The 12,711-nt window shown below is 45.7% G+C and carries 11 protein-coding genes; 9 read left to right on the forward strand and 2 right to left on the reverse strand.

All coding sequences use genetic code 11. The annotated features are described in order from the left end of the window. The first annotated feature begins 187 nt into the window (after positions 1-187). The 9 genes from thyA (at position 188) to ACIFO6_RS13260 (ending at position 10,453) form a co-directional block, all read left to right on the forward strand. Positions 188-982, forward strand: a complete 795-nt coding sequence (gene thyA / locus ACIFO6_RS13220; RefSeq protein WP_430041100.1) for a thymidylate synthase — start codon at positions 188-190, stop codon at positions 980-982. A 19-nt stretch (positions 983-1,001) separates the two neighbouring features. After that, positions 1,002-1,490 carry a dihydrofolate reductase gene (locus tag ACIFO6_RS13225; RefSeq protein ID WP_430041102.1) on the forward strand — a complete coding sequence of 163 codons (489 nt, stop codon included), beginning with the start codon at positions 1,002-1,004 and terminating at the stop codon, positions 1,488-1,490. Positions 1,491-1,729: 239 nt separating this feature from the next. Next, on the forward strand, positions 1,730-3,217 hold the full coding sequence (locus ACIFO6_RS13230; protein ID WP_430041103.1) for a glutamate synthase subunit beta: 1,488 nt from the start codon (positions 1,730-1,732) through the stop codon (positions 3,215-3,217). A 662-nt stretch (positions 3,218-3,879) separates the two neighbouring features. Next, complete coding sequence (locus tag ACIFO6_RS13235) at positions 3,880-6,267, forward strand: DNA topoisomerase 3 (protein WP_430041104.1); 2,388 nt, start codon at positions 3,880-3,882, stop codon at positions 6,265-6,267. Between the two features lie 225 nt (positions 6,268-6,492). Beyond that, a complete protein-coding gene (locus ACIFO6_RS13240) occupies positions 6,493-7,563 on the forward strand; it encodes an amino acid adenylation domain-containing protein (protein ID WP_430041105.1) in 1,071 nt (356 codons plus the stop codon). Next, on the forward strand, positions 7,539-8,273 hold the full coding sequence (locus ACIFO6_RS13245; protein WP_430041106.1) for an SDR family oxidoreductase: 735 nt from the start codon (positions 7,539-7,541) through the stop codon (positions 8,271-8,273). Before ACIFO6_RS13240 ends, ACIFO6_RS13245 begins: the two co-directional genes overlap by 25 nt. 4 nt (positions 8,274-8,277) lie before the next feature. After that, a complete protein-coding gene (locus ACIFO6_RS13250; protein ID WP_430041107.1) occupies positions 8,278-8,679 on the forward strand; it encodes an SDR family oxidoreductase in 402 nt (133 codons plus the stop codon). 5 nt (positions 8,680-8,684) lie between these two features. Further along, complete coding sequence (locus ACIFO6_RS13255) at positions 8,685-9,128, forward strand: hypothetical protein (RefSeq protein WP_430041108.1); 444 nt, start codon at positions 8,685-8,687, stop codon at positions 9,126-9,128. Between the two features lie 26 nt (positions 9,129-9,154). Beyond that, entirely contained in the window at positions 9,155-10,453 is a 1,299-nt protein-coding gene (locus ACIFO6_RS13260; RefSeq protein WP_430041109.1) for a hypothetical protein, read from the forward strand. Between the two features lie 98 nt (positions 10,454-10,551). On the opposite strand, the gene ACIFO6_RS13265 is transcribed toward ACIFO6_RS13260, so the two are convergent. Both ACIFO6_RS13265 and ACIFO6_RS13270 read right to left on the reverse strand, forming a co-directional pair. Beyond that, positions 10,552-11,316 carry an HAD family hydrolase gene (locus ACIFO6_RS13265; RefSeq protein WP_430041110.1) on the reverse strand — a complete coding sequence of 255 codons (765 nt, stop codon included), beginning with the start codon at positions 11,314-11,316 and terminating at the stop codon, positions 10,552-10,554. A 65-nt stretch (positions 11,317-11,381) separates the two neighbouring features. After that, complete coding sequence (locus tag ACIFO6_RS13270; protein WP_430041111.1) at positions 11,382-12,299, reverse strand: ArsR family transcriptional regulator; 918 nt, start codon at positions 12,297-12,299, stop codon at positions 11,382-11,384. Positions 12,300-12,711 lie beyond the last annotated feature (412 nt).

Consider the following 12,711-nt stretch of genomic DNA (forward strand, 5'->3'; position numbering starts at 1 on the left):
TTCTTTAGTTCAACTTATATAAATATAGATATGGGTGCAGAATAGCAGGTCTTTTCCAGATTAGAATTTGACGCTGCGGGCTTTGGAATACTGGATGCTGTTCGTTAACGTGAAACGGTTTTACGTTCAGTTACGTCCAGATTTTATGAATACTGGTGTTTATTCATGCTTAAAGGAGAGAAATAAAGTGCGCAATTACTTGGAACTGCTGGAGGATATATTGGAGAATGGAGTAAAAAAAGAGGACCGTACAGGGACGGGAACACTTTCTGTTTTTGGAAGACAGCTCCGCTTTGATCTGGCCAAGGGTTTTCCCTTGATGACAACGAAAAGAGTACATTTAAAATCCGTTATCCATGAGTTGCTGTGGTTCTTGCGGGGAGATACCAACATTTCTTATCTCAAGGAGAACGGGGTTACCATTTGGGACGAATGGGCAGATGAGCAGGGGAATCTGGGCCCTGTATATGGATCGCAATGGCGTGCGTGGGAAACAACAGACGGACAACATATCGATCAGATTGCAAATGTCATTGAAGCGATTAAAAACAACCCGGATTCCCGACGACATATCGTCAGCGCCTGGAATGTGGCTGAAATCGATTCTATGAAGCTCCCGCCATGCCATTTTGTATTTCAGTTTTATGTGGCCAGAGGGAAGCTTTCCTGCATGCTGACCATGCGTTCAGTCGATACCTTCCTTGGCCTTCCTTTCAATATCGCCAGTTATGCATTGCTAACGCATATGGTTGCACAGCAGTGTGGTTTGGAGCCGGGCGAATTCATTTGGTCAGGCGGCGATGTGCATATTTATTCAAATCATATGCAACAAGTGCATACGCAGCTGGAGCGTGATCCTTATCCGTTGCCTCAGCTCAAAATCCTTCGTAAACCGGATTCGATATTTGATTATACGTACGAGGACTTTACTTTTGAGAACTATGAATATCATCCGGGTATCAAGGCGCCAGTCGCTATCTGATTTGGGGGAGCTGTGAGTTATGAGCATTTCGATGATCTGGGCTATGGCACAAAACGACGTCATTGGCCGGGATAACAGCCTTCCTTGGCGCCTGCCGAGAGATATGGCATTTTTCAAGGAGCAGACGGTCGGAAAAACCGTACTTATGGGGCGTAAAACATGGGAATCCTTTGGCGGAAAAAGCCTGCCTAAGCGGCGTAACGTTATTTTGACCCGTGATCAGAGCTATCTGGCGGAGGGCGCAGAAGTGATCCATTATATGGAAGAAGGTCTCCGATTGGCGGCTCAGGAAGAACTGATGATCATCGGCGGTGCAGAGATTTATTCACTGTTCTGGACACATGCTGATCGGCTAATCGTCACCAGGATTGATGAGAATTTCGAGGGAGATACGACTTTTCCTGAGCTGGATTGGAACGGCTGGAATGTAGTCAGTGAGACTCCCGGTGTCAAGGATGAAAGAAACCCGTATGACTACCGTTTTGTCGTTTACGAGAGGACGAAGTAAGATTGGGATACATTTGACCTCACTCATTTGAAAAATTAATGAACCATATAAAAAATCCTTTTGGCTGTTGATGCAGAAAGTTGCATAAGTTTTCATTACTTTTGCGCTGTATTGTGATACAATAAATCAAATTCAACGAGAATAGATCCTTTCATGATACAAACAGACAAATTCGAATTTTAGCTCAAATTCTGAATGGATGAACGGGGTTCATAAGCGAAGAGATGGGGGAACGTAACATGTCTACACCAACTGGATTTATGGAATACACACGACAGCTTCCTACAGATCGGGATCCGGCAGAGCGTATTAAAGATTGGGAAGAATTCCATAAGCATATGTCCGAAGAAGAGCTGCGTACCCAAGGGGCACGTTGTATGGACTGCGGAACTCCTTATTGTCATACGGGAATGGACATTATGGGAGCGACTTTGGGCTGCCCGGTTCATAATCTTATTCCAGAATGGAACAATCTCGTATATCGCGGTTTGTGGAAGGAAGCACTGGATCGGCTACACAAAACAAATAATTTCCCGGAATTTACTGGGCGTGTCTGTCCTGCACCTTGTGAAGGTTCCTGTACGGTCGGCCTGATCGGGCAATCTGTTACAATCAAGACGATTGAGGAAGCTATTATCGAAAAAGGCTTTGAGGAAGGCTGGGTTGTCCCTAATCCGCCGGAGAAGCGTACAGGCAGACGAGTGGCTATTGTCGGCTCGGGTCCGGCAGGACTGGCTGCTGCTGCGCAGCTTAACAAAGCAGGACACAGCGTAACTGTGTATGAGCGTGCGGATCGTGTTGGCGGGCTGCTGATGTATGGCATCCCTTCCATGAAGCTGGACAAAAAGGTTGTTCAGCGTCGTGTGGATTTACTGGAGGCGGAGGGCATTCAGTTCATTACGAATACAGAGATTGGAAAGGATATTCCTACCGATCAGCTGAATGCTGAGTATGATGCGGTTGTACTGTGTGGTGGCTCCACAAAGCCGAGAGAATTCAACATTGAAGGTAGCGATTTGAATGGCGTTCATTATGCGATGGATTATTTGAACGGTACCATCAAGAGCTACCTGGATTCCAACCTGGAAGATGGCAACTATTTGTCCTCTCAAGGTAAGGATGTTATTGTAATCGGTGGTGGTGATACAGGTTCGGATTGTGTAGCTACTTCTTTACGTCATGGCTGTCGAAGCGTCACTCAATTTGGCACACATGCCAAAGCTCCTTTGGAACGTGACCCAATTGCCAATCCTTGGCCACAATTTCCAAACGTGTACTCTCTCGATTATGCACAGCAGGAAGCGAAGGCGATATTCGGGGAAGATCCGCGTGAGTTCTCCATCATGACAACGAAGTTTGTAGGTGATGAGAACGGTAATTTGAAAGAGCTGCACACGATTCAAATTCAGCGTATTGTCGATGAAACGGGGTGTAAAATCTATCAGCCGGTTCCGGGTACGGAGCGCGTATTCCCGGCACAGATTGCTCTCATTGCGATTGGATTCGACGGTCCTGAGCAAACGATTGTGGAGCAAATGGGTTTGGAAACGGATCGTCGTTCCAACGTGAAAGCACGTTACGGGAAATATGTTACGAATGTAGATAAGGTTTTTGCTGCTGGTGATATGCGTCGCGGGCAAAGCCTTGTCGTGTGGGCCATTAATGAAGGTCGGGAAGCCGCACGTGAGGTCGATAAATACCTGATGGGCGCTACCGTTTTGGTGTAAATATAATTTATATATTAGTTATCCAGTCAAAGCTCCATCCTCGGATGGGGCTTTGTTGCGTTTAAAGGACTAGCGTGCTCAGGTTAGTAAAATGCGAATGGATACCATTGAATTACGAGATTTTTCTAAAACATTATTTGTTATCATTGTATGTAAAGGGATGTGAATTTAATGTCATATAATATGACTTTATTAAAATTTCTAGATCTGTTTTATACAGCGATCATAACATAAAAACAGGAGTGAAGTATAGCTTTTTTATTGAAAAATGAAATTATTTTGCGGTAATAATCAAAAATTTGTTTTATGTGTTATATATAATAACATAAATATAACTCTTGTGGTTATGTGGGGAGTGATTTTAGATGAAAATTCATTTAAATCATCTTCCTGTATAGCTCTTTTACATAGACCTTATGGATAATGACAGTAACTATTAGCGTTACAAGGCTTCGTAAATCATCACCTGAGAGAATGTTGGTATCTATGGTATAATACACGTATATTGTTGGAGCGCTAGACCAAATGAATGGACAAAGGAGCTTTCGCCGGGAGAAGGCTCCTTTTGCGTGAGGCCCTGCCTGTATTTCATTTACCTTTCGTTTATTACGTGTGAGTCAAGGAAGGGAAGCAGAAGGCCGTCAGGAAGGAATGGAATATGAATGAAGACGTTAATTATTGCTGAAAAACCGGATATGGGACGCACTATTGCGGCTGTTATGGAGCCGAGGGCCAAAAATAACCGTACCTATTTGGAGGGGGAGAAATACATTGTAACTTGGGCGATCGGCCATTTGTTGGGTCTCGCTGAGCCGGATGCATACGATGCCAAGTACAAACGATGGAATATTAAAGATCTTCCGATTATCCCTGAGCAGTTTAAAATTGTACCGAATCCGAAAACAAAAGATCAGCTGAAAATAATTGGTGAGTTGGCCAAACGCTGTAATGCAGTCGTGAATGCTTGTGATGCGGGGCGAGAGGGGCAATATATTTTTGCCTTGATTCAACAGCAGTTAAAGCTTCGTCAGCCGGTCAAGCGACTTTGGATCTCAGATTTAACGGCGGAGAGTATTGCAGTAGGCTTTGAACGTTTGCGAGATGCATCGGAGTTTGAATTTCTAACTCAGGCTGCGCGGGCACGAAGTGAAGCAGACTGGTTAATCGGTATGAATGCTTCCAGAGCCTTTACAACACGGCATAACGCGTTACTGTCGGTCGGACGGGTGCAGACTCCTGTACTGGCATTGATTCATGACCGGGAAAAGGAAATTGAAGCGTTTCAGTCTCAAACCTTTTATGACGTGTGGGCAGAGTTTAAGCAAGATCAGACCAAGTATAAAGGTGCGTGGCAAGGAGATCGGCTGACCAAGCCGGAAGAAGCTGAGGCGATAGCAGCGGCAGTTCGCGGAAAAACAGGTGAAATCACAAAATATGATACGAAGCAGACGAAGGAATATCCTTTCAAGCTGTACGATTTGACACTGCTTCAACGTGAGGCGAATGCCAAGTATAGTTATTCAGCCAAAAAAACACTGGATGTAGCACAAGCGCTCTATGAGCGGCATAAGGTCATTTCCTATCCGCGTACTAATTCCAACTATGTAACGGATCAAAATATAGACGGTATGCACAAGGCGCTTCGTATGCTGGGCACAGGTCCTTATGCTGATCTGGTACAGCAAGCGAACCCCAATTTGGTCCATAAACAGAATAAAGCTGTCTGCAATCCAGCCCGTGTTGAGGATCACCATGCTATATTGCCTACGCTGAAAAGACCGGGAACGCTCAGTAAGGAGGAACAAAATGTATATGACCTGATCATCCGCAGGTTTTTGTCACATTTCTTCCCGCCTGCCGAATATAAAATGCATACTGTGATAACCCAAGTGGACAAGCATCTGTTCAAAACAAGTATTAAGGAGCTTCTGTCCTTGGGTTGGAAAGTAGTTCTGAGCAAGGCTGATCAGGATAAAGGAAAAAAGAACAAAGCACCGAAGAAAGAGGAAGAAGAGGAAACAGATGAATGGACGGACAAAAAGTTTGAGATTGATGCAGGCCGTCTGGTGGATTGTATTCGCGCCGAGATGAAAGAGAAGGCGACACAGCCGCCTAAAAGCTACACAGAGGGCACATTGCTAAAAGCAATGGAGAGCGCAGGCAAGCAGATGGAGAACGAGGAATTACGTGAGGTCATGAAGGATGCTGGATTAGGTACGCCTGCGACACGTGCTGCCACCATTGAACGTTTGAAGAAGGTCGGCTACATTGAAATGAAAGGCAAAAAGATTCTCATTACGGATAAGGGGAAAATGGCAATTGACCTGATCCGCAACGCGGGGGTCGACCTGCTAGCTTCGCCGGAGATGACAGGACATTGGGAACGCCGTCTGCATCAAATTTCCAAGGGAGAAGCTGCCCAGGAAAAGTTTATGGATAACGTTAAAAAGTTTACGTTATCCATTATTGACAAGGTGAGGCAGCAACCACCGGCTCCAGCAAACGCTTTTGGCGAGGAAGCGAGGGGCAAACGCTCAGGTAGTAAGGGAGCCACCCGTAGTGGAGACGCAAGCGGAAGCATCACCACCCAAGGGGCAGCACGCGCTCCGTCACGGCGTACCAACAACTCGGTCGGAATATCGTCACTGGAGCAAGTGCCATCGGGCGCAGGAGGGCGTACTGCTTCTGCATCGGGTTCAGCTGGGAGTAGTTCAAGCGCCGGGGCAGCGCGAGCTTCGTCCGCCGAGCCGTTGGGCACTTCGCCGGGCCAAAGGCAGGCTTTAGGCAGCTGCCCGCGGTCGAATTGTGGCGGGAGCATTATCGAAGGCCGCAAGGGGTATGGGTGCAGCCACTACAAGCAGGGCTGCGGCTTTGTCGTCTGGAAGGAATATGCTGGCAAGCAGATTACGGAAACGATGCTCAAGTCTCTGTTGACGAAGGGGCAGACACAGCTGCTATCTTTTAAACGTAAAGATGGATCGAACGTCAAAGCAAGAATTGTTCTGAATGAACCAGGTACAGGGCAACTTAGCGTTCGTGAGGAAAACTGAACCAGGTACAGAGTATGTTTTTCGACAGATTGAAAAAGAAAGCTTTTTTGGCTGTCATCAGATGATTACTGAATTCATCAGGAGTCATCTTTTTTCTTGTTACGCACCCCAAAATTCCCCATAAGAGATGCTTATATAACATTTTATTAAATATTTGTAAGCTTCCAACCGATAAAATAAATAAGGGTTATGCAAAAGTACAAGCTCACTTATCACGGGGCAATCATGGATTTGGATGATGAAAGCCTAAGGCATATAGAGCTAGACCATGCCAATCTGGAGTCTGTTAACAAGCCGGAGGATTTGGCTTATATCATCTATACCTCGGGTTCCGCGTGGAAACCCAAAGGGGTCATGGTAGAACATCAGGGAATCATCAACCTCCAGCATTTCTTTCAGGAACAATGGGGTGTGGACGGATCGGACCGGATGCTGCAATTTGCCAGCAGTTCGTTTGATGCCTCGGTCTGGGAAATGTTCACGATTTTGTTGGGAGGCGGAACGCTGTATCTGGTTTCGCGGGATATTATTAATAATCTGAACGAATTTGCACGGTTCATGAACGAAAACCAAATTACGATTGCGCTGCTGCTGCCGCCTACCTATCTGGCAGGGATTGAGCCGGACAGGCTGCCGACGCTGAAAAAACTGGTGACAGGTGGATCAGCGATTACCAAAGAGCTGGTTATGCGGTGGAAGGACAGCATGAAGTATATGTACGCCTATGGTCCGAGCGAATCGAGCGTAATTGCAACCGCGTGGACGTACCGGGAAGAGGATATGGGGTATCCATCGGTAACGATTGGAAAACCGATTGCCAATACCCGGATTTACATTTTGGACAGGAACCAAAAGCTGCTGCCGCTCGGAGCAGCCGAGGATATGTGCATTGCAGGAGACGGATTGACCAGGGGATATCTGCACCGGTCGGAGCTAACGGCGGAGAAGTTTGTGGCGAATCCTTACGAAGCTGGAGAGAAGCTGTACCGGACAGGGGATCTGGTGCGTTGGCTGCCGGACGGGAATATCGAATTTTTGGGAAGAATCGACGATCAGGTGAAAATTCGGGGCTTTCGCATTGAGCTGAGGGAAATCGAAGCGCAGCTAATGAAGCAGCCGCTTGTCCGGGAAGTGGCGGTGATCGCGAGGGAAGATAAGCAAGGCGAGAAGTATCTGGCGGCGTATTTTACAGCAGAGGACGAACCGGGAGCGGAAGAGCTACGGGGACAGTTTATGCAGGAGCTGCCTGATTATATGGTGCCGTCCAGCTTATGCAACTGGATGGCATGCCGATGACTCCGAGCGGAAAAATTGACCGGAAGGCACTACCCGAGCCTGAATGGCAGGGAAGCGACCACACAGTCAGCAGCCCAAGAAATGACTTTGATTTGAAAATCCAGAAGGTATGGCAGGAGATTCTCGGCATAGAGTCGATTGGAATTGATGAGCATTTCTTTAGCTGGGTGGTAATTTCGATCAAGGCGATTCAGGTGGTTTCGAGGCTGGCGCTTGATTTTGAAGTGGGCATTAACGACATCTTTCAATATCCGACGATTCGGGCCTTGGCGGATAACATTAAGTATTCCAAAGACAGATTAAAACAATTTGTGTACACCTTACGGGAAGCGGCAGCTTCCGGAGAAAACGGCGTACCTGGTGTTGTCTGGAAAATGCGCGAGAGTCTCAAAGAATACCGGAAGAAAAATCAGGGTTATGAAAACATCGATCTTTCTGAACGGGCTGACTACCGTAATGTTCTGCTGGTAGGAGGAACCGGGTATCTGGGAATCCATATTTTGTTTCAACTGCTGCAAAATACGGAATATAAGGTGTATGTACCTGTTCGGGGAACGAATGACGAAGAGGCGCTCGAAAGACTATGGGCGAAGCTGAAGTTCCATTTTGGCCTTGAGCTTGATGGGCAGAATGTCTGGAAAGACAGAGTATGCGTGTTTTGCGGAGATTTAACCGAGGACCTGCTTTGGACTGAGCCGGGAGCACTATAGGGATTTGGTCGGAAGCATTGATACGATCATTAACTCGGCGGCAAATGTGAAGCATTTTGGGCATTACTCGGAATTTCAAGCGGTCAATGTGGAAGGGAACGCAAGACTGATCAAATTTGCTGGCACAGGGAAGAAAAAGACCTACAATTTCGTTTCCACCACCAGCGTAGGTAGTGGCTGGATAGAAGACCAGAGCAGCATCATGTTCACTGAATATGATTGCAATGTCGAACAAAGCTCTGATAACTATTACGTGATGACGAAGCTCGAAGCCGAGAAAGAGATTGTAAGAGCAAGGGAAGTAGGGCTTGATTCCAATGTGTTCAGGGTCGGAACCTCGTGTTTGATTCTAATTCGGGGATATTCCAGGAAAATATTTCGGATAATGTATTTTATTCGTTGGTAAAGTCGATGATCAAACTTGGCCGATTACCCACAATTCAAGATAAAACCATGGACTTCTTCTTTGTGGATGAGGTGGCCAAGGCAGTTGTACTCCTGTTCGACCGGAAAAATCTAATCAACGAAACCTATCATCTGTTTAACAGCCATCAGGTTAGCATGATAGCTTTTGCCAAGCTTTTGAAGCAGGCGGATATAAATGTAAAGCCGATGTCAGTGGAGGATTTTACCGAATACATGTTTGAAAAGTACGATGAATCAGAGACAGAGCAGAAGGTTGCCCGGATTCTTCATTCCAATGTCTTTTTTGAGGGAGCAAACAAAACATTGTTCATGACGATGAACAAGAAGACTGATGGTATTTTGCAGGAGCTGGGGTTTGAGTGGTCCAGGCTGGACGGTCAAAAAGCGAAGCTAATGATGGATCATGCCAGAAAAGTAGGGTTTATATAAAAGAACGAAGGGAAGGAGGGAGAAAAATGGATGCGATTAAACTGGCGAGCACCTACTTTTTCGGAACTGAAGATTATATATTATCCAACAGCATGATCGCAACGGTTACTTTTAAAAGAAGAATCGACGCTGAAAAATTGTTTTCCAGCTACCGTTCGCTCATCCTGGACAACCCTTTGCTGCAAGCCAAAAGGGTGGAACCATTCGAAAAAGACACGTTTGTATGGGGGCGTTTTTCTCAGGAAGAGCTGGAACAATTTCTGGAGGCTGAAAATCTGAAGCTTTCCCAATATTTTACGGAGAAGGAGGTACTGGCCCAGTACAGACCGACCAATGCCAGACTTCCGTTTCGTATTTACCCTATAAATGAATATACAATGATATTTGCGATGAACCATGCGGTGGCTAATGGGCTGAGCCTGGTTTTCTGGATCAAGAGATGGCTGGAATATTACTCAGGCGAACCAGATCCCGAGTCGGAAAATAAGGCGGCAAAGGGCGACGTCTCCAAAGACAGGCTGTTACGTATGAAAAGAAGATTCTCCGCTTTTATGTGGATGCCGGTTTTTGTTGCCGGTTTTATGTCCAGGGTTAGGGGAAAAGGGACAAGCGCTGGCGAAACCGTTGATTTGAGTTATGGCAGAAGGCCAGAGCAAGGCGGCGGTTATATTAAAAAATCGTATAGATTCAGCAAAGAGGAGACTGGTGAGATTTTACGGCGCTGCCGGAGCCTAAAAATGACATTAACCGAATACATCTGTTATCGAATGACTGATGGACTATTGCAGCATGCTCCCGACAAGCAACGCGTGTTTGTCTCCATGTCTATGGATTTGAAGTTTCTGCATAACTACTCGCCGGAAACTATGCACGGCAATTACGTCGCAAGCCTACCAATGCAATTTTTCCGGGCTGGAAATTTGGAAAAACAGGTGAAATCCGCGTTCAAATGGTTCAAAAGGGGGGTTCCTTATGCGTTGTCGCTCTTTTTTGCTTCGTTTTCCAATTCATATCGGAAATATAAACAAGAGTGTCTTGAATTGGTTATGAAAACAATGCCTGAAAGATCCCACCTGTGGAATTTTACCATCACCTTGTCCAATCTGGGAGTTATATCGTATCCGATTATGGAGGAATGGGTGGATACCATCTATTTTTCCATCAAAAACCAGTCGTTATTGCTCACAACGGCTACGCTTTCGGGACGTTTAATGATGGAGGTCAGCGTATTGGAGAATCTTTACGATTCGGAAGAAGTCTTTAGTCTTTTTGACCGGATTTTATCCGTGGAACATTTATTGAATGGTTATATCACTGACAATTAGATAAGTGAAAAAAATATCCACTCCAAGTTCTCTCTAGCCTCATGATACCATGTGGACTTTTTGGAGTGTCTACTTGAAGGGGATATTAGCGGTGCTCTCTAGCCGAGAGTCCTTTTTTGTTGATGCAATTGAATGCTTTCGTGTATGACTCGGGGTACTTCTGTTAGCTTCTGTATCGTATACATCACGGAGTTAACGCTTTTTTGCAGCTCAATCATATTGTAAACCCATTCTTTGGGCTGCTTGAGATACACGGCATGAATGCCTGCCGCAAGGGCGGGAGATATATCGGTGCGCAGGGAGTTTCCAATCATCCAGGTGATGCTTCGGTCAAAACGGTTCGTCTGAATAATTTCCTCCAGAGCCTCGACATTTTTATGCTGGCGAATGTAGATGCGATCATCAAAATAGTTAGTCAGTTTCATCTGTTCAATCTTCTTTTCCTGAATGACCTGCTCACCGCCAGTGTAGAGATGCAGGGAATGTCCGGCTTTTTGGAGCGAGTTTAACGTTTCGACCATTCCGGGATATGGCTCAATTTCCTGCTCGTACACACTTCGGCCAAGCGAGCGAAGCTCCTGCTCTTCCCGAGGATCTGTACGGCGTCCGAATTGCTCCGAGAAAAAGTGGTACGTATCAATCAAGGACTGAGGAAAATGCTCACTGGCAAATCCCACCTGATGGACACCAGCCACATCAATTTCGATTTGTTTTTCACGAATTGTATCTTTTATCAGGTTATGGGCTGCAAACCATTCCTGAAGCAAATCGAAAAAGTGGTTGAGAATAAGATCAAAATACTTGTTGCAGTGGACCAAAGTGTCATCAAGATCGAATAATATGTGCTGTTTCGGATACGACATGTTGCATACTCCTTCCAAGCCAATGCTTTAACGAAGTTCGGTTATAACGTAGGGCACAGCTCCATTTACAGTCCGATATAGGATTCCAAAAATACCTGTATATCAGCCGCTCCGTCGGGGCGAATACTGAATTTTTCCTTGTGATAACGTCCAATGTGGATACGGAGCAGGCCAGCTACTCGCAAAATCATCATATCAGACATGAGCGTGTCTTCCAATCGGCTCAAATCATGACGCATATCTTCGAGAGATTTAGGGCCTTGAGCCACGTAACGCAGAATCCGCAGACGTTGCGGGTCATTTACCGCCCGAGTCAGCCGAAGCAGGAGTGTAGGCGGTTCTTCCTCGCTTTCTTCGGGAACGTCTACCGGATACTGGATTAGCAGCATGCGGGTATAAAAACAGTACGAATTGATCGGACGGTTATGGACGACTGGAAACAGAACAACTGTATCCAAATCTTCCATATGAGGCACGATCAGTCCGGCTGTGGCGTATTCAACCAATGCTTCCGGTTCCATTTTGTTCAGAAGCATACGTTTTTCTGCAGCGTCTTCCTCTGCCAGCACACGCAGTTCGCTTTCCATTGCCCGGAAGTAGTCCCGGTCCCATAATTTGAGGAGAGGGGCGTACACCTTGCGAATGCGCAAAGATTCTTCAAAGGTTAAAAAAGGAACATGAGGAACAATCAGCTCGAACATATCTTCATCTGGGCCGTGGTCCAAATAAGCGATATAATCAGATATTTCATCCGATTCCGGTCGAAGCAAAGCCCAAACATAAAGCGCGTCATAATCGCTAAAAGGGCAATTCTGCGTTGTAGCCAGCTCGGTGCGAACTTCGTTTTGTAGCCGTGCATCCACTTTGTCGATCCACTCATGGCCCAGGTCCATATCGTGTACCCATTTTTTGGTTACATAGGCCATAAAGCTGCCTAGTAATTCGTAAATTGGAGAAGTGTCTATTTTAATTTGATAACTCATGGAATCAAATGCCTCCTATTCTGTCTTCGAGCCCAGAGCGGTGAACGTAATTAAGCCCGTCCATAAGCAAAACATGAGCAATTTCAAAATGCTCACTTATTTATTATGGCTTGTTCTGCTGGGCATTGTCCACTATAATATAAAATAGTGCGCTGTGACGTGATTGGGTTCGGATTGAACATACAAGACTCTCTAACGATGCGGAGTCGATTACATATCAGACAGAATTTCCGTAAAATCGTCATCTCAGATGGCGATTTTTTTCATCTTTTCTTTTATGCACTAAAAATACCGAAATTCGCATGTATTCTGCTGTATTTGCATGACCGCTATACATGGTAGTAAGAATATCTATTGATTATGGAATCAAATGCAAATCATTCCTTAACATTCATTTTAAGATATTGAGCTG

Origin of the sequence: Paenibacillus sp. NRS-1781 (assembly GCF_050467745.1) — a bacterium.
Taxonomy (GTDB): domain Bacteria; phylum Bacillota; class Bacilli; order Paenibacillales; family Paenibacillaceae; genus Paenibacillus; species Paenibacillus terrae_A.

Bases quoted from the DNA above. Each gene is read 5' to 3' on its own strand.
- ACIFO6_RS13225 (WP_430041102.1), top strand. From the start codon at position 1,002: ATGAGCATTTCGATGATCTGGGCTATGGCACAAAACGACGTCATTGGC.
- ACIFO6_RS13230 (WP_430041103.1), top strand. From the start codon at position 1,730: ATGTCTACACCAACTGGATTTATGGAATACACACGACAGCTTCCTACA.
- ACIFO6_RS13235 (WP_430041104.1), top strand. From the start codon at position 3,880: ATGAAGACGTTAATTATTGCTGAAAAACCGGATATGGGACGCACTATT.
- ACIFO6_RS13240 (WP_430041105.1), top strand. From the start codon at position 6,493: ATGGATTTGGATGATGAAAGCCTAAGGCATATAGAGCTAGACCATGCC.
- ACIFO6_RS13245 (WP_430041106.1), top strand. From the start codon at position 7,539: ATGCAACTGGATGGCATGCCGATGACTCCGAGCGGAAAAATTGACCGG.
- ACIFO6_RS13255 (WP_430041108.1), top strand. From the start codon at position 8,685: ATGATCAAACTTGGCCGATTACCCACAATTCAAGATAAAACCATGGAC.
- ACIFO6_RS13260 (WP_430041109.1), top strand. From the start codon at position 9,155: ATGGATGCGATTAAACTGGCGAGCACCTACTTTTTCGGAACTGAAGAT.
- ACIFO6_RS13265 (WP_430041110.1), bottom strand. From the start codon at position 11,316: ATGTCGTATCCGAAACAGCACATATTATTCGATCTTGATGACACTTTG.
- ACIFO6_RS13270 (WP_430041111.1), bottom strand. From the start codon at position 12,299: ATGAGTTATCAAATTAAAATAGACACTTCTCCAATTTACGAATTACTA.